Raw genomic sequence first — 19,584 nt, 5'->3', positions numbered from 1 at the left:
CGGCTCAACGCCGGCGCAGCGGCTCGAGCAGGGCGCGCAGGCCGTTGTGGTCGATCTCGTGCATCAGTGCCAGCAACCGACCGATCTCGCCCGGCGGAAAGCCGCTGCGGGCGAACCAGGCCAGGTAGTGGCCGGGCAGGTCGCTGATCAGCCGCCCCTGGTACTTGCCGAACGGCATCTCCCGTCTGACCAGGAGCAGCAGATCCTCGGGCTTCACGCGGGCTGTCCCGGCTCCGCTGCCGCCTGCCACAGCACCTCGTTGATCTGCTGGCGGCGGGCGATCAGCCGAGCGCCGACGAACAGCAGGTCGGACAGGCGGTTGAGATAGGCCAGGCATTCGCCGCGCAGCGGCTCCACCGCGTTGAGGTGCTGGCAGCGGCGCTCGGCGCTGCGGGCGAAGCTGCGGCAGACGTGCGCCTGGGCCACCAGATGCGAGCCGCCGGGCAGGATGAAGTTCTTCAGCGGGCCGACTTCCTCGTTCCAGGCATCGATGGCCTGCTCCAGACGCGCGACTTCCGGCTGCTGCAGGGCCTGGTAGACGGGCATCGCCAGTTCGCCGCCGAGATCGAACAGGCGGTGCTGGCAAGGCGCCAGGACTTCGATGACAGCCGTCAGGCCGGGCCACTGGGCCTCCTGTTCGGCCAGTTCGGCGAGCAGCAGGCCGAGCTGGCTGTTCAGCGTATCGACCTCGCCCATCGCCTCGATGCGCGGGTGGTCCTTGGTGACCCGGCGGCCATCGGCCAGGCCGGTTTCGCCGGCATCGCCGGTGCGGGTATAGATCTTCGACAGGCGGTAACCCATGTGCAGCTCCTGTGGCGCGGGAAGCGGCAGGGTAGCGGCTGGTCAGTCCTGCGGCAATCCGCGGCTGGCCAGATGGCTGCGCAGGCGCCCTTCGAGGGTTTGCAGATGCGGTAGTGCGAGCTGCCTGCGCGCGGCCTCGCGGCAGGCGTGGCCGAGCAGGTAGGCGATCTCGGTACGGCGGCCGGCGGCGACGTCTTGATACATGGAGGAGTAGTTGGCGGCCGTGGCGGCGATGACCTGCGCCACTTCCGCCTGCAGGCCGCTGGCGGCACTCGCCTGGCCGCAGGCGACCAGCAGTTCGGCCAGCTCGCGGCACAGCGCCGCCACTTCATCGGCATGCGCCTGCAGGCCGCCGTTGCGACAGCCATAGAGCACGGTCAGCGGGTTGATCGCGCAGTTCAGGGCCAGCTTGCGCCACAGGCGGGCCAGGATGTCCGCAGTCCAGCTGACGGGGATCTGGGCCTGCGCCAGCTCGTCCAGCCAGTCCGGAGCCGGCGTTGCCGGTACGCTGCCGAGCCAGGTGTGCCCGGTACCGGCGAACACCACGTGGAAGTCGGCGCGCCGGAACGCGCCTTCGGTGCTGGAGGCAAACAGGCAGCGCGCCTGCGGCAGCAGGGCGGCGACCTCGTCCTGGCTGCCCAGGCCGTTCTGCAGCAGGATCACCTCGGCGTCCGCGGCCAGGCGCGGGCGCAGGGCGCGGGCGACCGCGGCGGCATCGTAGGCCTTGCTGGCCAGCAGCAGGCGGCGGATGGGCGTGGTTGCGGCGAGGGTTTCGGCGGCTATCGGCAGGGTCTGGCAGCGGCCGTCCTGCTCGAAGGTCAGGCCACCGGCGGCTTGAAACTGGGCGAGACGACGCTCGTCGCGCAGCAGCAGAGATAGCGGCAGGCCGGCCAGGGCCAGGCGGGCGGCCCAGATTCCGCCGAGACTGCCGGCGCCGAGCACGTGCCAGGTCATGGCGCGGAGGCTTGGGTGCGTTTGACCCGGTGGCTGGCGATGCGCCCGCTGCTGCGTGCCTCGTCGAGCTGCTCGGCAGCCTGGCGGAGCAGGTCGTCGATGCGCAGCGGAGCGTCGCTGGCGTCGACACAGACCATGGCCACGGCGGCGTTGACCTGCAGAAAGCCCTCGCTGGTCTTCAGCGCCTTGAGGTTGAGGCCATCGTGCAGGCGGCGGAAACTGCTGGGGCTGCACTCGCGGAGGTCGTTGACCATGGCGACCACGGCGAATTGACGGTCGTCCAGGCGCACCAGCACATCCAGCGGGCGCACCATGTTGCGCAGGCGGCGCGCGATGTTGTACAGCAACTCGCGCTGGAAGCCCTCGCCGTGCCGGCTGCGCAGATCCTCCAGGCTGATCAGCAGATAGCACAGAGCGCCGCCGCGCGACTCGAGTTGGCGCAGGGCATCGCCGAGGCGCTGGCGCAGGTAGCGCAGGTTGCCCAGGCCGGTCAGCGCATCGACGACGTTGCGCTGCTCGAGGTTGGCGATGTTGTGCGCCAGCAGGCGTTTTTCCTGCAGCAGACGTTGCATGGTGCCGCACAGGCGGTCGGCGGCCAGTACCCGCGGCACCAGCTGCTCGTTGACCGTGGCCTTGTTGACGAAGTCGTCGACGCCGCGGTCGAAGGCCTCGCTCAGCAGGTTGTCGCCATCACCGCCGGTGAGCAGGATGATGTAGGTGTAGTGCTCGCCGAATTCCTCAAGCAGGCGGACCTGCGTGGTCAGTTCCAGCCCGTCCATTTCCGGCATCATCCAGTCGGCCAGCAGCACGCTGGCCGGGCGCCGGTCGAGTTCGGCGAGCGCCTCGCTGGCGCTGCCGGCGTAGCGGATGTCGCGGTAGCCGGCCTGCTGCAGGGCGCGGCCGATCAGCGCGCTGGAAAACCGGGCGTCGTCCACCACCATGATGCTGAGGTTGGGATCGGGCATGGGCATGGGCTCGGCGAAGGGGAAGGAGGTGGCGGGGGCGGCACCATTGAGGCGCTCAGTTATAATGAGGGCTCATTTTTACCGCAAGCCAGGCGCGATGCATCCGTGAACCGGGTCGCGCCGTCCATCTGGAGAGTCCCCATGCCCTCGTTCGACGTGGTGTCCGAACTGGACAAACACGAACTGACCAACGCTGTCGACAACGCCATCAAGGAACTGGATCGCCGCTATGACCTGCGCGGCAAGGGCAGTTTCGAGTTCAAGGAGAAGACCGTCACCCTGACGGCCGAGGCCGACTTCATGCTCGAGCAGATGATCGAGATCCTCAAGCTGTCACTGGTCAAACGCAAGATCGATGTCCAGTGCCTGGAGTACAAGGACCCCTATGCGTCCGGCAAGGTGGTCAAGCAGGAGGTGACGCTGCGCGAAGGCATCGACAAGGAGTTGGCGAAGAAGATCGTCGCCCTGATCAAGGATAACAAGCTCAAGGTCCAGGCCGCGATCCAGGGCGAGCAGGTCCGCGTCACCGGCAAGAAGCGTGACGACCTGCAGGAAGCCATTGCCCTGCTGCGTACCCAGGATCTGGGCATGCCGCTGCAGTACAACAACTTCCGCGACTGATCGTCCTCCGCGCCCGCGGGCCGCTCACTCGAATAGACAAAGGCCAGCCCCTCGAGGCTGGCCTTTGCCGTTCTGCAGTCTGCTCAGTCAGGACGACTGCGGCGGTTTGCTCAGCTCGCTGCCGTTGGGCTGTTGGCGCTCGCGGCCCCACTGCAGGCCGATCAGCAGCAGGGTCGGAATGCCGATCAGCGCGGTGACCAGGAAAAAGTCGGCATAGCCGAGGCTCTCCACCATCACCCCTGAGTAGCCGCCCATCAGGCGCGGCAGCAGCAGCATGATCGAGCTGAGCAGGGCGTACTGGGTGGCGGAGAACTGCAGGTTGGTCAGGCTCGACAGATAGGCGACGAAGGCGGCGGTGGCCAGGCCACCGCTGAAGTTGTCCGCCGAGATGGTGATCACCAGCATCTCGAGGTTCGGCCCCATGCCGGAGAGCATGGCGAACAGCAGATTGGTCGCCGCCGAGGCCAGGCCACCGAGGAACAGGATCGGCAGGATGCCGAAGCGCACGATCAGCAGGCCGCCCACGCCGGCGCCGAGCAGGGTCATGACCAGGCCGAACAGCTTGCTGACGCTGGCGATCTGGTCCTTGCTGAAGCCGAGGTCGACGTAGAACACGTTGGCCATCACGCCCATCACTGTGTCCGACATGCGGTAGGTGGCGATCAGGCCGAGCAGCACCAGGGCCTGCCAGCGATAGCGCTGGATGAAGTCGCTGATCGGCGTCAGCACCGGTGCCAGGCCGCGGCGGCCGAAGGACGACAGGCACAGCAGGGTGAGGATGACGTAGAGGGTGAAGCGCAGGAAGGCGCGGTCGTCGCGGAACAGATCGAGCAGGGTCGTGCGGCTGGCCAGCATGCCCTGCACGTCGCTGTAGTAGAGCTGGGTGAACATCGCCGGCACCGACACCAGCAGGACGATCAGCACCAGGACCGAAATCAGCTGGTGAGTCAGGCCGTAGCGGGAGGCAGCCTGCTGGATCGGTTGCGGTACCGGCGGTTCACCCATCCACAGGGTGGTCAGTAGGCCGGGCAGCATCAGCAGGGCGAACAGCAGGTAGGTGCTGGCCCAGGCCGGATACAGGTAGTCACTGCCGGTCGAGCCGAAGCCCTCGGCGACGAACAGCGCGCCGGCGGTGGCCAGCAGCATGGCCACCCGGTAGCCGGTGGTATAGCAGGCGGCCAGGGCAGCCTGCTGGGTGTCCTCGGCGATCTCCAGGCGGTAGGCGTCGAGGGCGATGTCCTGGGTGGCCGAGGCGAAGGCCACCAACACCGCCACGGCGATCAGCCAGGCGAGGTGGGTCTGCGGGTCGAACAGCGCCATGCCGGCCAGACCTGCGGCCACCAGCAACTGCGCCAGAACCAGCCAGGAGCGGCGTCGGCCGAGGCGGCCGAGCAGCGGCAGTCGCCACTGGTCGAGTAGCGGCGACCACACCCACTTGAAGGCGTAGGCCAGGCCGATCAGGCTGGCGTAACCAATGGTCTCGCGCGCCACGCCGGCTTCGCGCAGCCACACCGACAGGGTGGAGAACACCAGCACCATCGGCAGGCCGGCGGCAAAGCCGAGCAGCAGGAGGGCGAGGGCTGAGGGGCTGGCATAGGTGGCGAACGCTTCGCGCCAGGTTCGACGGGGCATGGAGTGCGGCAGGATCCGTGACAAAGTATGCACTCTAACTGCTCTGATGCCCGGGATGCCAGCCGTGACGACGGATGTCCACCCGGTTGCCCGTCAGCGCCACGCCCTCGGCGGCGAGGCGGCGGCGCTGCTCGGCGCCGGCAGCCGAGTCGACGGGCAGGCTCAGGCGGCCGCCAGCGGCAAGCACGCGATGCCAGGGCAGGGCGGTATCGTCCGGCAGCTGGCTCAGGCAGCGGCCGACCCAGCGCGCCGCGCGAGCGAGGCCGGCCAGCTCGCCGAGCTGGCCGTAGCTGACGACCTTGCCGCTGGGCACCTGGGCCAGTACGGCATACAGGGCGCTGCGGCGATCGTCCGCCGCACGGCTGGTTGAGGACGATGAAGGGGGCATGCTGGGGCTCGCGGCGGAAACGGACGCCCCAGCATAGCGCTGCGGCGCGGTTACAGGCGGATGCCGCCGTCCACTTCCAGCACGCGACCGGTGAAGTAGTCGTTCTCGAAGATGAACGCCGCGGCGCTGGCGATCTCCTCCGGATGGCCCAGGCGCTTGGTCGGGATGCCCGCCGCCAGTTTCTCCAGGGCCTCGGGCTTCATGCTGGCCACCATGTCGGTGGCGATGAAGCCGGGGGCGATGGCGCCGACACGGATGCCGTAGCGCGCCAGCTCCTTGGCCCAGACCACGGTGAGCGAAGCCACCGCGGCCTTGGCCGCGCTGTAGTTGCTCTGCCCCATGTTGCCGGCGCGGGAGACCGACGAGATGTTGACGAGCGCGCCCTGGCACTGCAGCTCGATCATCTTCGCTGCCACTTCGCGGGTACAGAGGAATACCCCGGTCAGGTTGACGTCGATCACCGCCTGCCACTGCGCCAGGCTGAGTTTCTGGATTTCGCCGTCCTTGACCTTGAGCAGCAGGCCGTCGCGCAGGATGCCGGCATTGTTGATCAGGCCGTGGATGGCGCCGAAGTCGCCGGCCACCTGCTGTACCATCCGCTCGACCTGGACCTCGTCGGCGACGTTGCACACGTAGGCGCGTGCCTCGACGTCGTTGTCCCGGCAGGCACTCACCGCTTGCTCCAGTTTTTCCGGGTTGAGGTCGACCAGCGCCAGTTTTGCACCGCGGCGGGAGAGGTGTTCGGCCATGGCGCGGCCGAGGCCCTGGCCCCCGCCGGTGACGATGATGACTTTGTCTTTCAGTTCCATGCAGGGAGCCCCGTGCCGTGGTTGTTTTCTGGCCGTGCTGCGGGTGCGGCAGCAGCCCGTTGCGCCGATTGGCAGCGCTGGATTCTGTGCGAAGCGTCACTGTTGGTGCTTCGTTGTGCAGTGCAGCATTTAGGGGGGTGGTCGTCAAGCGGTTTATCGGCGTGCTGTGTCCGGCGACGTGCGGGGCGGGCGACGGGTGGCGGCAGGCCGGCTTGAATTTCCCTGACGCGAGCGCCATCTAATGTCACATTGGGGTGTCATGCCCGTTCAGGAAAATCGATTCGATGCGCCTTCTGCTGTTGGTCTTCATCCTCTTCCCGTTGCTTGAGTTGGCCCTGCTGATCCAGGTCGGCAGCAGCATCGGCGTCCTGGCGACCCTGCTGCTGATCATCGCCGGCGCCTTGGTCGGCGGCTTCCTGCTGCGTATCGCCGGTCCGGCTACCGCGTGGCGTGCGCGTGCCCGGCTGCTCGGCGGCGAGATGCCGGAGCAGGAAATGCTCGACGGCCTGCTGATGGCCTTGGGCGGTTTCCTGCTGCTGCTGCCGGGCTTCATCAGCGACCTGCTTGGCCTGTTCTGCCTGCTGCCGTTCACCCGCCACCTGCTCAAGCGCCGTCTGGGTCGCCGCGCCGCGCAGCACTCGGCTCGCGCCGCGCAGGCCGGCCAGCAGGGGCCGTCGCCGTCGCGTCCGCAGATCATCGAAGGCGAATGGAAACGCCACGACGACTGAAACTTTTTTACTCCTCCCCCCCTTGAAATACCGAGGCCAGCCCCGATAAAGCGGGGAGCGCAAGATTGCTGTTGCAATCGCCGCCCAGACTTTCGCGATGTGCCCGTCACATTGCCTCCGGCAACGCCGGAATCCGCCAACCCGCCGGTGAATATCACCGGTCGCTGGAAACAACCTGTTAGGAGAGATCGACAATGAAGCTTCGTCCTCTGCATGACCGCGTCGTGATTCGTCGCAGCGAAGAAGAAACCAAGACCGCAGGCGGCATCGTGCTGCCGGGTTCCGCTGCCGAGAAGCCGAACCAAGGCGAAGTGCTCGCCGTCGGCGCCGGCCGCGTGCTGGACAACGGCGAAGTGCGTCCGCTGGCAGTGAAAGTGGGTGACAAGGTGGTGTTCGGCCCGTACTCCGGCAGCAACACCATCAAGGTCGACGGTGAAGACCTGCTGGTGATGGCCGAGAGCGAAATCCTCGCCGTGCTGGAAGCCTGATCAACCGCTTCCTTTTCTGCGTCCACTGAATTCCATTTAAGGTAGAAAGAACATGGCTGCTAAAGAAGTTAAGTTCGGCGATTCCGCTCGCAAGAAGATGCTGGTCGGCGTAAACGTCCTGGCTGATGCCGTCAAGGCCACCCTCGGCCCGAAAGGCCGCAACGTGGTGCTGGAAAAGAGCTTCGGCGCGCCGCTGATCACCAAGGACGGCGTTTCCGTCGCCAAGGAAATCGAGCTGAAGGATCGCTTCGAGAACATGGGCGCCCAGCTGGTCAAGGACGTGGCGTCCAAGGCCAACGACCAGGCCGGTGACGGCACCACCACCGCGACCGTACTGGCCCAGGCCATCGTCAACGAAGGCCTGAAGGCCGTTGCTGCCGGCATGAACCCGATGGACCTGAAGCGCGGCATCGACAAGGCGACCATCGCCATCGTCGCCGAGCTGAAGAACCTGTCCAAGCCGTGCACCGACACCAAGGCCATCGCCCAGGTCGGCACCATCTCCGCCAACTCCGACAACTCCATCGGCGACATCATTGCCGAAGCCATGGAAAAGGTCGGCAAGGAAGGCGTGATCACCGTTGAAGAAGGCTCGGGCCTGGAAAACGAACTGTCGGTCGTCGAAGGCATGCAGTTCGACCGCGGCTACCTGTCCCCGTACTTCATCAACAAGCCGGACACCATGGTGGCCGAGCTGGACAGCCCGCTGCTGCTGCTGGTCGACAAGAAGATCTCCAACATCCGCGAAATGCTGCCGGTGCTGGAAGCCGTTGCCAAGGCCGGTCGTCCGCTGCTGATCGTCGCCGAAGACGTCGAAGGCGAAGCGCTGGCCACCCTGGTGGTCAACAACATGCGCGGCATCGTCAAGGTCGCTGCGGTCAAGGCGCCGGGCTTCGGCGATCGCCGCAAGGCCATGCTGCAGGACATCGCCATCCTCACCGGCGGCACCGTGATTTCCGAGGAAGTCGGCCTGTCGCTGGAAGGCGCCGGTCTGGAGCACCTCGGCAACGCCAAGCGCGTCGTGCTGAACAAGGAAAACACCACCATCATCGACGGTGCCGGCGCTCAGGCCGACATCGAAGCCCGTGTGGCGCAGATCCGCAAGCAGGTCGAAGAAACTTCGTCCGACTACGACAAAGAGAAGCTGCAAGAGCGTCTGGCCAAGCTGGCCGGCGGTGTTGCCGTGATCAAGGTCGGTGCCGGCACCGAAGTCGAGATGAAAGAGAAGAAGGCCCGCGTCGAAGACGCCCTGCACGCCACCCGCGCTGCCGTGGAAGAAGGCGTGGTGCCTGGCGGCGGCGTTGCCCTGGTGCGTGCCCTGCAGGCCATCGAAGCCCTGAAGGGCGACAACGAAGACCAGAACGTCGGTATCGCCCTGCTGCGTCGCGCCGTTGAAGCGCCGCTGCGCCAGATCGTCGCCAACGCCGGCGGCGAGCCGAGCGTGGTGGTCGACAAGGTCAAGCAAGGCAACGGCAACTTCGGCTTCAACGCCGCTACCGATGTCTATGGCGACATGATCGAGATGGGTATCCTCGATCCGGCCAAGGTCACCCGTACTGCCCTGCAGGCCGCAGCCTCCATCGGCAGCCTGATGATCACCACCGAAGCCATGGTTGCCGACATCGTCGACGACAAGGCTGCTCCGGCCATGCCGGACATGGGTGGCATGGGCGGCATGGGCGGCATGATGTAAGCCTCCCGGCTTCTGCCTCCAAGCATAAAAAAACCCGCGCTTAGCGCGGGTTTTTTTATGCCCCAGCTTTTCGCTCCGGGGCGCAAAGCTGGGGTGTCGAGAGACCTCAGCTGCGGCTTTCCAGCGGCAGCGTGGCCAGGGCGGGCGCCGTGGTCTGGGCCTGGCGATAAAGGATCAGGCGATAAAAGCCGAGACAGATCAGCCAGTCGAACAGCGCCGTCCAGACGTTGTGCGAGAGAAAGTGCGCGCCCTGCATGACTCGGCCCACGGAGAACACCGTACCTAGGGTCAGCGCGAACAGCAGTGCGGCGCGTGCCAGGCGCGGTTTGCGGTCGCGCAGGACGAAGTACAGGGCGAACAGGGTGAAGCCGCTGCTGGCGTGGCCGCCGGGCCAGCAGCGCCCGGCCTTGTCCACGACCGGCGCCCGCTCGCCGAGCAGCGGGCTGTAGGTTTCTTCCCCGCCGTACTGGGTCAGGCTCCACGGACAGTGCACCCCGGTCAGGGTCTTCACCGGATTGACGATGGCGGTGGACAGCGCCATGGCCAGCACCAGGTAACCGAATGGCCGGCGCAGCGCCGCCCACGGGCGGTACAGCCAGCTCGCCAGCAGGCCGGCGATGGCCAGCACGCCGATGACGATCACGCCCTGCTTAGCGCGGTCATGCAGGAAGTCTTCGAGAAACGCGCTGTGCCCGCCGCTGAAGCCCACTCCCGGCTGGTAGAACAGGTCGCTCAGAGCGAAGTCGAGGCGAGTGGGCTCGAACACCAGCAGCAACACGATCAGTGCCAGTGGCAGTCCCAGCGCCAGCCAGGTGCGCAGCGGGCGCGAGGCGCCCGGAATCGAGGGGGGCATCAGTTTGTCGTCTCCGCAGCCAGGCCGAGGGTCGTTCCAGCCGGCAGCTTGCCGCGCCAGGTCAGCAGGCCGTGGCTGAAGGCGTAGCTGGCGCTCTGGTAGTAGGCGATGTCGCGGTCGATCAGCGCATCGTCGCGGTTGGCGGTGTGTTCGCGGCTGGCGCCGAGGGCGTCGTCATGCCGACGCATCAGCCGGTTCGGGCTGAGGATCGCCAGGTTCTGTCCGTCGAACAGTCCCAGGTGCTGGTAGTTGCCGATCAGTACCCGCGGCGGATTGCTGTGCGGCTGCAACAGGTCGCGACCGAAGAAGGTCGATTCGTAGTCCGCCCCGAGCAGGCCGAGCAGGGTCGGCGCCAGGTCGATCTGGCTGGCCAGTTGGCCGTCCTCGCGGGCCTGGATCCACTTCGGCGCATAGACGAACAGCGGGATGTGGTAGTTGTCCACTGGCAGGTCCTCCATCCCGGCGCTGCCGGCGCAGTGGTCGGCGACGAAGACGAACACGGTGTCGTCGAACCAGGGCTTCTGGCGCGCCTTGGCGAGGAAGTCGCCGATCGCCCAGTCGGTGTACTTCACTGCGCCTTCGCGCCCGTCGCCGGAAGCGATGTCGATGCGCCCGTCCGGGTAGGTGTAGGGGCGGTGGTTGGAGGTGGTCATCAGCTGCAGCAGGAACGGCTTGCCGGCGGCATGGTCGGCGTCGGCCACCTTCATCGCCTGGGCATAGAGGTCCTCGTCGGCCATGCCCCAGGCATTGGCGAAGTGAATGTCCTGCTCCGGTACGCTGCTCTGGTCGACGATGCGGTAGCCGTTGCCGCCGAAGAAGGCGTTCATGTTGTCGAAGTAGCCGCGCCCGCCGTAGACGAACACGCTGTCGTAACCCTGCACCGCGAGCTGCTGGCCGAGGCTGGCGTAGCCGCTCTCGCGGCCGATGCGCTTGACGATGGAGCGCCCCGGAGTCGGCGGCACGGACAGGGTGATGGCTTCCAGGCCGCGGTCGGTACGGGTGCCGGTGGCGTAGACGTTGTTGAAGAACAGGCTTTCCTGGCGCAGGCGGTCGAGGTTGGGGGTCAAACCGCGGCTGTCGCCGAAGCTGCCGAGGTACTTGGCCGACAGGCTCTCGATGGTGACCAGCACCACGTTGAGCTTGGCCGGCGGGCCGGGGTTGTCGATCTGCCGGCGGATATTCAGCGGCTCGCCGTCGTTGAAGCGGGCATTGGGCTCCTGCAACTCCTGGCGCAGGATGCCGGCAACCTTGCTCATCTCCAGGGTCGGGTAGAACTGCTGGTAGTCCAGTTCGTTGTTGCGGAAGGCGGCGAAGAACTGGTAGGGGCCGTTGCTGGCCAGTTCGTGCTGGTAGGCGTTGCCGCCGAGGCCGCGCGGATGCTGCTGGTCGAGCAGGGCGAAGCCGAGACCGCAGCCGGCGGCGAGCAGGGCGAAACCGGCCAGGCGCTGGCGCAGGGGCGGCAGCTCGGCGTCCAGGGCGCGGCGCACCAGCGGGCGCAGGGCGAGAGTCAGGCCGATGGCGAGCACGGCGATGGCGCCGAGCAGGCGGAACACCGGGTAGGACTCGAGGATGTTGTGGATCACCTCCTCCGAGTAGACCAGGTAGTCGACGGCGATGAAGTTGAAGCGCACGCCGAACTCGTCCCAGAACAGCCATTCGGAGAGGGCGCTGAACAGCATGGCGAACAGGCTGACGGCGAGCAGAGCGTGCAGCCACACCCGGTGGCCACGACGGCGCCACAGGCCGGCCGGGCAGAGCAACAGGTACAGGCCCAGCGGCATGGCAGCGTAGGCGAGGAAGCCGAGGTCGTAGGCCAGTCCGGTCAGGAACAGCGCGGGCAGGTCGCTCAGGGCCAGTGCGGCCTCCGACCAGTGGCCGATCAGCAGGACGCTGCGGGTCAGGGCGAACAGGGCGAGCCAACAGGTCAGGACGAGTAACAGGTAACGCAGTGGAGCGGAGCGCAACAGGGGCATGGCGAAGGATCCGGGCAGTTCGATGCGCGCAGCTTGCTCCCGGCACTGTCGCGGCTTTGTGAGCCTAGGGTGAAAAATGTGTCAAACCTCGACGCGGTTGAGTACCTTGGCAGTACTTAAGAATCCCCTAAACCTGCCGCAGCAAGATGACGGCAGGAGGTACTTGCATGCGTATTCTGCTGGTCGAAGACAATCGTGACATCCTGGCCAACCTGGCCGATTACCTGACGCTCAAGGGCTACACGGTCGACTGTGCGCAGGACGGCCTGTCCGGCCTGCACCTGGCGACCAGTGGCCACTACGACCTGCTGGTGCTCGACGTGATGTTGCCCGGCCTGGACGGCTACAGCCTGTGCCAGCGCCTGCGCGACGAGGCGCGCAGCGAGATCCCGGTGATCATGCTCACCGCCCGCGACCAGCTCGACGACCGCCTGCAAGGGTTCCGGGCCGGCGCCGACGACTATCTGGTCAAGCCGTTTGCGCTGTCCGAACTGGCGGCGCGCATCGAGGCGGTGCTGCGCCGCACCCAGGGCGGCGGCCGGCGGCTGCTGCAGGTGGCCGACCTCGCCTACGATCTCGACACCCTGGAAGTCAGCCGCGGCGGTCGCCGCCTCAAGCTCAACCCGCTGGGGCTCAAGCTGCTGGCCCTGCTGATGCAGAAAAGCCCGCACGTGCTGCGCCGCGAGGCGCTCGAGGAGGCGCTGTGGGGCGACAACTGCCCGGACAGCGACAGCCTGCGCAGCCACATCCACCAGCTGCGCCAGGTGATCGACAAACCGTTCCCGCGGCCGCTGCTACACACCGTGCATGGCCTGGGCTACCGCCTGGCGGAGAGCGACGATGGCGTTTAGGCAGAGCCTGTCGCAGCGGATCGTCACCGCTTTCGTGCTGATGAGCCTGCTGGTGGCCGGCGCCTTCGCCGTGGGCACGGTGGTGACGGTGCACGTGGTCGAGAAGCGCTTGCTGTCCGCCGAGCTCGGCCGCGATCTCGACCGCCTGCTGCGGATGGAGAACATGGATGAGTGGCGCCTGCAGCCGCAGCCGGATCAGCTGTTCTATGTCAGCGACGGCCCCGTCGAGTTGGCCATGACCGAGGATGTGGCCGGGCTGGACGAGGGGTTTCACGAGGTGTTCCGCGGGCCGCAGTCCTTCCACGCCATGGTGCGCGAGGTGAGCGGACGCCACTATGTGCTGCTGCAGGATCAGAGCGATTTCGAGGCGCGCGAGGATCTGATGTATGTCGTGGTGGCGGTGGGCTTCATCTTCAGCCTGCTGCTGGCCGCCGCGCTCGGCTGGCTGCTGGCGCGCCAGGTGATGGCGCCGGTGACGCGCTTGGCGCACCAGGTTCGTCACCGCGACCAGCTGCTGGCCCTGGCGCCGCCGTTGGCCCCGGATTACGCCCCCGACGAGGTGGGCCAACTGGCCGGGGCCTTCGACGAGACCCTCAACCAGCTGCGCGAGGTGCTCAATCGCGAACAGATGTTCACCAGCGACGTCAGCCATGAGCTGCGCACGCCGCTGATGGTGCTGGCCAGCTCCTGCGAGCTGCTGCTGGAGAATCCGGCGCTGGACGAGCGCGCACGCCGCCAGGTGCAGCGTATTGCCCGCGCCAGCAGCGACATGCGCGAACTGGTGCAGACCTTTCTGTTGCTGGCGCGTGCCCAGTCCGGCCAGGCCAGTCTGGCGCAGCAGGCCACGCTGGCGCAGGTCGCCGACGAGCTGGTGGCGCAGTGGCGCGCGCCGATCGAGACCAAGGGGCTGCGTCTCGACTACCTGTCCGATCATTCGTTGTCGACGCTGTTCAACGCGCCGTTCCTGCGTGCGGTACTCGGCAACCTGTTGCGCAACGCCTGGCACTACACCGACAGCGGCCATATCCGTCTGAGCTTGGGCGCCGATGGCTTCGTCGTCGAGGACAGCGGCGAGGGTATTCCCGAAGCCCTGCGCGAGTCGGTATTCGAGCCATTCGTGCGCGTCAACCGCGAACGCGGCGACGGTCTGGGGCTCGGGCTGTCGCTGGTCAAGCGGATCTGCGAGCACGAGGGCTGGCAGATCCGCCTGCAGTCGGCACAGCCCCATGGCTGTCGTTTCGAGGTGCGCCTGACGTCCGTTTGACGAAATTTTCACATTTGGTTGACTCGAATATCACGTCCGCGCAGCTAGTCTGGCCAATCAACAACCGTTGGAAGTCCTTCAATGACCAAGCCTGTCGAGCTCGAGTTTTCCCGCAAATACGATGCCGAGCACGCCCAGCAGTATTTCGAGAAGCATCAGGATGGCCTGTCGCGGCGTGCGTCGCACTGGCGCGACGTGCAGCTGGCGCGTCGGGCCCTGCAGCGCGCCGGTGATCCGGGGCTGGTGCTCGACCTGCCCTGCGGTGCCGGGCGCTTCTGGCCGCTGCTGGCGGAAAAGGCCAACCGGGTGATCATCGGCGCCGACAACTCCGAGCACATGCTCAACATCGCCCTTGGCTCGCAGCCTGCCGATGTGGTCAAGCGGGTCAAGCCGCTGCAGACTTCCGCATTCGCCATCGATCTGCCGGACAATGCCGTCGACAGCATCTTCTCCATGCGCCTGCTGCACCACATCGGCGAAGCCAAGGACCGCGCGGTCCTGCTGCGCGAATTCCATCGGGTGACCCGCGATAGCGTGATCCTCTCGCTGTGGGTGGATGGCAACTTCAAGTCCTGGCGTCGCCGCCGTCTGGAGCAGCGTCGTCTGGCCCGTGGCAAGGTTGGCACCTACCAGAACCGCTTCGTTGCCGAGCGCGAGCAGATCGAGCGCGAGTTCAAGGCCGCCGGTTTCCGCATCGACACCCATTACGACTTCGTTCCGGGTTACGCCATGTGGCGGGTCTACGTGCTGCGCAAGGCCTGAGCCATGAGCAGTGCATTGGCTAGCCTGCTGGAACTGCCGTCGGCCGAGGCTTTCGACCGTTGGCTGGCGGAGCCGGGTGAGTGGGTCGAGGAGCCCAACGAGCGACGTGGCGGCATGAGCGGCGTGCAGCGCATGCGCACCAGCGATGGTCGCCTGCTGTACCGCAAGCAACAGATCGATCACTGCTACCGCGACTGGCAACACCCGCTCGGCGAGCCGACCGTGCTGCGCGAGCAGCGTGCCCTGGAGGCTTTTGCCGCGCTCGGCGTGGGGGTGCCGCAGGTGATGTTCTGCGCGACCCGGCGCCGGCAGGGGCGCTGGCAGGCGTTGCTGGTGACGGCGGCGCTGGACGGCTTCGACAGCCTGGAAGCGATCTATGCCCGCGGTGAACCGCTGGCTTGGAGCGAGTCGCTGCGCCAGCGCATCTTCCAGCAGCTGGGCAACCTCCTGGCGCGTCTGCACCAGGCTCGCTGGCAGCATGGCTGCCTGTATCCCAAGCACATCTTCCTGCGCATCGGTGCCGGGGAGCAGGTCGAACTGGCCCTGCTCGATCTGGAAAAGAGCCGCCGCCGGTTCAGCGTCCGCGGCGCGGCGCGCCATGACGTGCGCCAGCTGCGGCGCCACTCGTCATGGGGCGAGCAGGAGTGGAGTGCCCTCAACTACGGTTACCTCGAGGTCTCCGGCCACGGTATCGAGGAGTAATCGACATGGCACCGTATCTCATCCGCGGCCTGTTCCTGGCCGCGGCTTTCGGGGTGGCCGCGCAGGCCGCCGTCAGTTGGTGGCAGCCCGGGCTGACGGTCATCCGCAGCAGCGGCCTGACCGAGCAGCCGCTGGCCCAGAGCCCCATTGGGGCGACGGCGCAGTCGTCGGGCCAGTCCGACCCGCAGGGCTTGCTGATGCTGTTTGGCCTGGTGCAAGGCATGAGCAGCTGAGTCGACGCGGACCCTGAACAGCACAACGGCCGCCCCGCAGTCATTGCCGGGCGGCCGTTGTGTTTTCCGCTGACGGGGTTCGGCGCGATGCCGTGGGCGCGTCGGCCGTCAGGCCAGACGCAGGTGGTTGTCCCACAGCCCGGCCGGCAGCTGCAGCGCCTGCAGGCGGATCTCGCCCTGGCGGCAGTCGAACAGGCGGCAGCGGCCCTGCCCGGAGCTGACCACGAAGCCCTCGGCGCAGGCGGCGACGCCGGCGCAGTCGGGTAGCGGGGCATCGAGGCGCAGTGCGGCGCTGTCCAGGTCCCAGATGAATACCCGGTTGCCGCGCGGGGCGGTGATCGCCAGCAAGCGCAGCTCGCTGTGGATCGCCACGCTGGCAGTGTACTGGTGCATCGCCTGGCGCTGTGCCTCGCCCAGCGGGAAGGCTTGGAACGGCTGGCCGGGGCGCTTGATCGCCACCAGCGGCGCCGCGTCGGCGGGATCGCCCTCGTACTGCTGGCCGCTGACCACGGTGCCGTCGCGGGCTACCGCCAGATGACGCACGCTGTTCATCCGCTCCGGCAGCTGCTCCTTGCTGATCAGCGTGCCGTCGCGGCGCAGCAGCACCAGGCTCGGTTCCATGGCGTCGAGGTTCATCTTCTCGCGGCTATCGGCCTCGGTGCGGATGCCGCCGTTGGCTACCACCAAGGTCTCGCCATCGGGCAGCCACAGCAGTTGGTGCGGGCCGACGCCGTGGCTGGCCAGCTCGTCGCTGCGTAGCAGGCGGCTGCCGTCCAGACGCCAGACGCCGAGCACCCCGCGGCCGGGCTCGCGGGTGTCGTTCTCGGTGCTGTACAGCCATTCGCCGCCATGGTGGAAGACGGCGTGACCCTGGAAATGGCGTTCCGCGGGGCTGGCGAGAGTCTGCAGCAGGCGGCCGTCGCGGGTGTCGATCAGGTAGCTTTCGCGACTGGGGCGGCGGCCGACGAACAGCGCCAGCGGCCGCGTCGGGTGCGGCACCACGTCGTGGCAGCGTTCGGCGACGGCGGTGGCGAACCGCAGCCGGCCGTCGAGGCCATAGCCGACCGCGTAGTGACGGCCGTCGGCGTCGTTGCGGGCGGACAGCAGCAGCGGCGCCTGGCCGGCGCTGCGGCCGAGGGTCCAGCCGCCAAGGGCGGAGGCGGCGAGCAGGGCGCCGCCGAGGCCGAGGAAGAAGCGTCGTTGCATGGGGGCTCCGTCACGGGAAGGCGAGGCCGCAGCCGGTCGGGCTGCGGCGCTCGGCAGGAGGACTCAGTCGCCGTCGTGGGCGTTGAAGCCCAGCTGGATGCCCAGCGCCTTGGCCAGATCGTTGCCGTGCAGGCGATGCAGGGTGTCGAGGCTGTCGTACAACTGGTTCAGGCTGGTACGCCCGGCTTCGTCGGCGAGCAAGGCGGTCAGCGGCTGGCCTAGGGCGGCAATGCGCTGACGGCTTTCCGCATAGGCGGCATCGATGCGCGTGGCGAGGTCGGCCTGATCCTTGCCCAGCAGGCTGCGCACGCCGGCACCGTCGCCATTGGCCTGGCCGCGCCACAGCGTCTCGGCAGTGGCCAGGCTGGCGTCGAGACTGGCCAGCGAAGCGCCGCTGCGCCAGGCCTCGGCCTGGTAGGGTTGCGGGATCGCCTTGGTGCCACGGGCCAGCGGGGTGCCGAGCTTTTTCTTCAGCCCTTCGAGGGCATTGACCTGGGCGCGCAGCAGCTCGCCCAGCGCCTCGCGGCCTTCGGCGTAGCGCGAGTTGGGGATGTTCTTCAGCTGGTTGGCCAGGCCCTGCTCACCCAGCCACGCGCCCAGCACCTTGGCCGACAGGGCCTGCTGGTGGGTGCCGATGGCCAGCAGCAGCGGACAGTAGCGGCGTTTCTGTTTGAGATCGGCGAGATCGATGCCCTGGTCGAACAGCAGGTATTCGTAGGCGGTCAGGCCCTGCACCACCACGCTGGCGCTTTCCAGGTCGGCCTGCTTGAGCTGCGGCTTGCTGGCGAGTAGGGCGTCGACCTGGCGTGCCACCAGGTTCTTCTTGTCCGGCCAGAACTGCACCTGCCAGGACAGGTTGCCTTCACCCAGCGGGCCGATGGCCAGCGGCTGCAGCGCGGCCCAGGCGCCGAAGGCGTTCAGGTAGGCCTGGCGCGCCTGGGGCAGCGCCTGCTCGCCGCTGCAGAAGGCGCGGGCGCTGTCGGCCAGCTGGCGGTCGCTGTCGGTCCAGCGGGTATAGGCCGGCAGCAGCACGGCGTCGGTCAGTGCGGCGCTGGCGGCGGCGAAAGGCTCTTTCTTCGGCTGCGGCGGCTCGCTCTTCGAGCAGCCGGCGAGGGCGGTCAGCAGGGCCAGGGACAGCAGGGCGGGGCGCAGCATGAATAGCTCCTTTACAGGGAATCGAGGAAGGCCAGCAGGGCGGTGCGTTGGTCGGCGTCGAAGGCCATCACCGCCTGGCGCGCGGCTTCGGCCTCGCCGCCATGCCAGAGGATGGCCTCCAGCAGATTGCGCGCGCGGCCGTCGTGGAGAAAGCGAGTATGGCCGTTGACGGTCTCCGTCAGGCCGATGCCCCACAGCGGTGGCGTGCGCCATTCGCGGCCGCTGGCCTGGAATTCGGGGCGATTGTCCGCCAGTCCGGCGCCCATGTCATGCAGCAGCAGGTCGCTGTAGGGACGGATGGTCTGGCTGGCCAGTTCCGGCTCGGCGGCGTCGGCCGCCGTGCTGAAGCGCGGCGTGTGACAGCCCGCACAGCCGGCCTGGTGGAACAGGCCCTTGCCACGCAGCACCTGCGGCTCGTCCACCTGGCGGCGGGCCGGCACAGCGAGGTTGCGGGTGTAGAACAGCACCTGGGCGAGCAGGTGGTCGCTGACCTCCGGCACGCCGCCGTGCGCTGCCTGGCGGCAGTCGCCTTGCGCCGGGCTGCAGCTGCTGCCGGCGATCACTGGGGTGGACAGACCCATGTCATTGAAGAAGGCATCGGCGTTCTGCTGGTTCAGCGACGGCTGGCCGGCCTTCCAGCCGAAGCGGCCGAGACGGGTGCTCTGGCTGGCGCGATCCCAGACCTGGTTGGGCCGTCCGGAGATGCCGTCGCCATCGCGATCGTCCGGGTCGGCGTGGGCGAGGATGGCAGCCTCGGGAATCGCCTCGAGCAGGCCGAGGCCGATCATCGGCGGCGCCACGCGCAGGGAGAACAGGGTGTCCGGGTGCATTTCGCCGTAGCCGAGCTGGCTGATCTGCAGCTCGGGCTTCTGCAGCTCGACCCGTGTGCCGTCCCTGAGGGTGACCACTTCGCTGGTATAGGTGACCCGCACCTTGCCTTCCGGGGCTGCGCCGGGAATCGCCATGTCCTGCAGCTGGCCGCCGTAGGCCGGCTCGGGAATCAGGCCCTGGCTTTCGAGGATGGCTTCCTGGCCGGGCCGGGCGGGGATCGACAGGCGTACCAAGCTGGACACCGCGTTGTCCGCCGCGTTGCCCGGCGGATGGCCGCGGCCGTCCTTGATGTGGCAGTTCTGGCAGGCGTTGGTGTTGAACAGCGGGCCGAGGCCGTCGCGTGCGGTGGTGGTCGACGGAGCGATCACCCAGGGATTGCGGAAGAAGCTGTTGCCGACGCTGAAGTCCAGGCGGCGCGTGGGCGAGAGGTTGGCCGACGGCAGCGAGAAGGCATTGCGGTCGCTCTGGCTGACCGTGGTGGCCCCGCCGGAGAGCTGCTCGCCGGGTTCGGCGCCGGTGAAGCGCGGTGCCTGGTCGCAGGCTCCCAGCAGCAGGCCGAGGGTGAGCGGTGCAAGCAGGCGCAGCGCAGGCAGGACGGGCATCGCAATGGACTCCATGGCGGCCAGGGACGGCTGAGTGTCACGCGGGCGGGTTGGCACTGCTGCCCAGGGGCGT

General features: G+C 67.6%; 21 protein-coding genes. 9 read left to right on the top strand and 12 right to left on the bottom strand.

The features are described 5' to 3' along the window. Positions 1-4: 4 nt before the first annotated feature. From KRX52_RS16535 to KRX52_RS16520, 4 genes are read right to left on the bottom strand one after another with little or no spacing between them, the layout of a single operon-like run. Positions 5-217 (bottom strand): DUF3820 family protein, encoded by a 213-nt coding sequence (locus KRX52_RS16535; protein ID WP_217682831.1) that lies wholly within the window; start codon positions 215-217, stop codon positions 5-7. Next, complete coding sequence (locus KRX52_RS16530; RefSeq protein ID WP_217682830.1) at positions 214-801, bottom strand: cob(I)yrinic acid a,c-diamide adenosyltransferase; 588 nt, start codon at positions 799-801, stop codon at positions 214-216. The genes KRX52_RS16535 and KRX52_RS16530 overlap by 4 nt, the downstream gene beginning before the upstream one ends. A 42-nt stretch (positions 802-843) precedes the next feature. Then, complete coding sequence (locus KRX52_RS16525) at positions 844-1,755, bottom strand: putative 2-dehydropantoate 2-reductase (RefSeq protein WP_217682829.1); 912 nt, start codon at positions 1,753-1,755, stop codon at positions 844-846. Continuing rightward, positions 1,752-2,720 carry a GGDEF domain-containing response regulator gene (locus KRX52_RS16520; protein WP_217682828.1) on the bottom strand — a complete coding sequence of 323 codons (969 nt, stop codon included), beginning with the start codon at positions 2,718-2,720 and terminating at the stop codon, positions 1,752-1,754. Before KRX52_RS16520 ends, KRX52_RS16525 begins: the two co-directional genes overlap by 4 nt. A 141-nt stretch (positions 2,721-2,861) precedes the next feature. On the opposite strand from KRX52_RS16520, the gene KRX52_RS16515 reads away from it, so the two are divergent. After that, positions 2,862-3,341: a YajQ family cyclic di-GMP-binding protein gene (locus KRX52_RS16515; protein ID WP_217682827.1), complete on the top strand. Its 480-nt coding sequence runs from the start codon at positions 2,862-2,864 to the stop codon at positions 3,339-3,341. Between the two features lie 87 nt (positions 3,342-3,428). Here KRX52_RS16515 and KRX52_RS16510 read toward each other — a convergent pair whose 3' ends face one another. From KRX52_RS16510 to KRX52_RS16500, 3 genes are read right to left on the bottom strand one after another with little or no spacing between them, the layout of a single operon-like run. Beyond that, positions 3,429-4,973: an AmpG family muropeptide MFS transporter gene (locus KRX52_RS16510; protein WP_217682826.1), complete on the bottom strand. Its 1,545-nt coding sequence runs from the start codon at positions 4,971-4,973 to the stop codon at positions 3,429-3,431. A gap of 34 nt (positions 4,974-5,007) precedes the next feature. Next, positions 5,008-5,361: an MGMT family protein gene (locus KRX52_RS16505; RefSeq protein WP_217682825.1), complete on the bottom strand. Its 354-nt coding sequence runs from the start codon at positions 5,359-5,361 to the stop codon at positions 5,008-5,010. Positions 5,362-5,411: 50 nt separating this feature from the next. Then, on the bottom strand, positions 5,412-6,170 hold the full coding sequence (locus KRX52_RS16500) for an SDR family oxidoreductase (protein ID WP_217682824.1): 759 nt from the start codon (positions 6,168-6,170) through the stop codon (positions 5,412-5,414). A gap of 284 nt (positions 6,171-6,454) precedes the next feature. On the opposite strand from KRX52_RS16500, the gene KRX52_RS16495 reads away from it, so the two are divergent. The 3 genes from KRX52_RS16495 to groL all read left to right on the top strand — a co-directional run bounded on the left by KRX52_RS16495 (position 6,455) and on the right by groL (position 9,079). Further along, entirely contained in the window at positions 6,455-6,898 is a 444-nt protein-coding gene (locus KRX52_RS16495) for an FxsA family protein (RefSeq protein ID WP_217682823.1), read from the top strand. A gap of 194 nt (positions 6,899-7,092) precedes the next feature. Continuing rightward, entirely contained in the window at positions 7,093-7,386 is a 294-nt protein-coding gene (locus tag KRX52_RS16490; protein ID WP_217682822.1) for a co-chaperone GroES, read from the top strand. Between the two features lie 52 nt (positions 7,387-7,438). Further along, on the top strand, positions 7,439-9,079 hold the full coding sequence (gene groL / locus KRX52_RS16485; protein ID WP_217682821.1) for a chaperonin GroEL: 1,641 nt from the start codon (positions 7,439-7,441) through the stop codon (positions 9,077-9,079). A gap of 106 nt (positions 9,080-9,185) precedes the next feature. On the opposite strand, the gene KRX52_RS16480 is transcribed toward groL, so the two are convergent. Both KRX52_RS16480 and KRX52_RS16475 read right to left on the bottom strand, forming a co-directional pair. After that, positions 9,186-9,935 carry a phosphatase PAP2 family protein gene (locus KRX52_RS16480; RefSeq protein WP_437439712.1) on the bottom strand — a complete coding sequence of 250 codons (750 nt, stop codon included), beginning with the start codon at positions 9,933-9,935 and terminating at the stop codon, positions 9,186-9,188. Then, the gene (locus tag KRX52_RS16475; protein ID WP_217682819.1) at positions 9,932-11,905 is read right to left on the bottom strand and encodes an LTA synthase family protein; all 1,974 of its coding nucleotides are present in this window, start codon (positions 11,903-11,905) and stop codon (positions 9,932-9,934) included. Before KRX52_RS16475 ends, KRX52_RS16480 begins: the two co-directional genes overlap by 4 nt. A 167-nt stretch (positions 11,906-12,072) precedes the next feature. Here KRX52_RS16475 and KRX52_RS16470 point away from each other — a divergent pair, with 167 nt between their 5' ends. From KRX52_RS16470 to KRX52_RS16450, 5 genes are all read left to right on the top strand, one after another. After that, positions 12,073-12,756, top strand: coding sequence for a response regulator transcription factor (locus tag KRX52_RS16470; RefSeq protein WP_217682818.1), 684 nt, complete (start codon positions 12,073-12,075; stop codon positions 12,754-12,756). Continuing rightward, entirely contained in the window at positions 12,746-14,020 is a 1,275-nt protein-coding gene (locus KRX52_RS16465; RefSeq protein WP_217682817.1) for a sensor histidine kinase, read from the top strand. Before KRX52_RS16470 ends, KRX52_RS16465 begins: the two co-directional genes overlap by 11 nt. 81 nt (positions 14,021-14,101) lie before the next feature. Next, entirely contained in the window at positions 14,102-14,782 is a 681-nt protein-coding gene (locus KRX52_RS16460) for a class I SAM-dependent methyltransferase (RefSeq protein WP_217682816.1), read from the top strand. A gap of 3 nt (positions 14,783-14,785) precedes the next feature. Beyond that, positions 14,786-15,484: a lipopolysaccharide kinase InaA family protein gene (locus KRX52_RS16455; RefSeq protein WP_217682815.1), complete on the top strand. Its 699-nt coding sequence runs from the start codon at positions 14,786-14,788 to the stop codon at positions 15,482-15,484. Between the two features lie 5 nt (positions 15,485-15,489). Continuing rightward, positions 15,490-15,717 carry a hypothetical protein gene (locus KRX52_RS16450; RefSeq protein ID WP_217682814.1) on the top strand — a complete coding sequence of 76 codons (228 nt, stop codon included), beginning with the start codon at positions 15,490-15,492 and terminating at the stop codon, positions 15,715-15,717. 108 nt (positions 15,718-15,825) lie between these two features. Here the strand turns inward: KRX52_RS16450 and KRX52_RS16445 are convergent, their stop codons facing one another. The 3 genes from KRX52_RS16445 to KRX52_RS16435 form a co-directional block, all read right to left on the bottom strand. Then, entirely contained in the window at positions 15,826-16,923 is a 1,098-nt protein-coding gene (locus tag KRX52_RS16445) for a DUF1513 domain-containing protein (protein WP_217682813.1), read from the bottom strand. A 63-nt stretch (positions 16,924-16,986) separates the two neighbouring features. Further along, positions 16,987-18,078, bottom strand: a complete 1,092-nt coding sequence (locus KRX52_RS16440; RefSeq protein WP_217682812.1) for an imelysin family protein — start codon at positions 18,076-18,078, stop codon at positions 16,987-16,989. An 11-nt stretch (positions 18,079-18,089) separates the two neighbouring features. Continuing rightward, positions 18,090-19,511, bottom strand: coding sequence for a di-heme oxidoreductase family protein (locus KRX52_RS16435; protein ID WP_217682811.1), 1,422 nt, complete (start codon positions 19,509-19,511; stop codon positions 18,090-18,092). Positions 19,512-19,584 lie beyond the last annotated feature (73 nt).

The organism is Geopseudomonas aromaticivorans (assembly GCF_019097855.1).
Classification (GTDB): domain Bacteria; phylum Pseudomonadota; class Gammaproteobacteria; order Pseudomonadales; family Pseudomonadaceae; genus Geopseudomonas; species Geopseudomonas aromaticivorans.
This window is presented reverse-complemented; position numbering and strand designations above follow the sequence as displayed.

Excerpts from the sequence above, each read along its gene's own strand:
- KRX52_RS16505 (WP_217682825.1), bottom strand. The coding sequence starts at position 5,361 with ATGCCCCCTTCATCGTCCTCAACCAGCCGTGCGGCGGACGATCGCCGC.
- KRX52_RS16460 (WP_217682816.1), top strand. The coding sequence starts at position 14,102 with ATGACCAAGCCTGTCGAGCTCGAGTTTTCCCGCAAATACGATGCCGAG.
- KRX52_RS16510 (WP_217682826.1), bottom strand. The coding sequence starts at position 4,973 with ATGCCCCGTCGAACCTGGCGCGAAGCGTTCGCCACCTATGCCAGCCCC.
- KRX52_RS16450 (WP_217682814.1), top strand. The coding sequence starts at position 15,490 with ATGGCACCGTATCTCATCCGCGGCCTGTTCCTGGCCGCGGCTTTCGGG.
- KRX52_RS16435 (WP_217682811.1), bottom strand. The coding sequence starts at position 19,511 with ATGCCCGTCCTGCCTGCGCTGCGCCTGCTTGCACCGCTCACCCTCGGC.
- groL (WP_217682821.1), top strand. The coding sequence starts at position 7,439 with ATGGCTGCTAAAGAAGTTAAGTTCGGCGATTCCGCTCGCAAGAAGATG.
- KRX52_RS16525 (WP_217682829.1), bottom strand. The coding sequence starts at position 1,755 with ATGACCTGGCACGTGCTCGGCGCCGGCAGTCTCGGCGGAATCTGGGCC.
- KRX52_RS16465 (WP_217682817.1), top strand. The coding sequence starts at position 12,746 with ATGGCGTTTAGGCAGAGCCTGTCGCAGCGGATCGTCACCGCTTTCGTG.
- KRX52_RS16520 (WP_217682828.1), bottom strand. The coding sequence starts at position 2,720 with ATGCCCGATCCCAACCTCAGCATCATGGTGGTGGACGACGCCCGGTTT.
- KRX52_RS16530 (WP_217682830.1), bottom strand. The coding sequence starts at position 801 with ATGGGTTACCGCCTGTCGAAGATCTATACCCGCACCGGCGATGCCGGC.
- KRX52_RS16445 (WP_217682813.1), bottom strand. The coding sequence starts at position 16,923 with ATGCAACGACGCTTCTTCCTCGGCCTCGGCGGCGCCCTGCTCGCCGCC.
- KRX52_RS16490 (WP_217682822.1), top strand. The coding sequence starts at position 7,093 with ATGAAGCTTCGTCCTCTGCATGACCGCGTCGTGATTCGTCGCAGCGAA.
- KRX52_RS16440 (WP_217682812.1), bottom strand. The coding sequence starts at position 18,078 with ATGCTGCGCCCCGCCCTGCTGTCCCTGGCCCTGCTGACCGCCCTCGCC.
- KRX52_RS16495 (WP_217682823.1), top strand. The coding sequence starts at position 6,455 with ATGCGCCTTCTGCTGTTGGTCTTCATCCTCTTCCCGTTGCTTGAGTTG.
- KRX52_RS16455 (WP_217682815.1), top strand. The coding sequence starts at position 14,786 with ATGAGCAGTGCATTGGCTAGCCTGCTGGAACTGCCGTCGGCCGAGGCT.
- KRX52_RS16515 (WP_217682827.1), top strand. The coding sequence starts at position 2,862 with ATGCCCTCGTTCGACGTGGTGTCCGAACTGGACAAACACGAACTGACC.
- KRX52_RS16475 (WP_217682819.1), bottom strand. The coding sequence starts at position 11,905 with ATGCCCCTGTTGCGCTCCGCTCCACTGCGTTACCTGTTACTCGTCCTG.
- KRX52_RS16470 (WP_217682818.1), top strand. The coding sequence starts at position 12,073 with ATGCGTATTCTGCTGGTCGAAGACAATCGTGACATCCTGGCCAACCTG.
- KRX52_RS16500 (WP_217682824.1), bottom strand. The coding sequence starts at position 6,170 with ATGGAACTGAAAGACAAAGTCATCATCGTCACCGGCGGGGGCCAGGGC.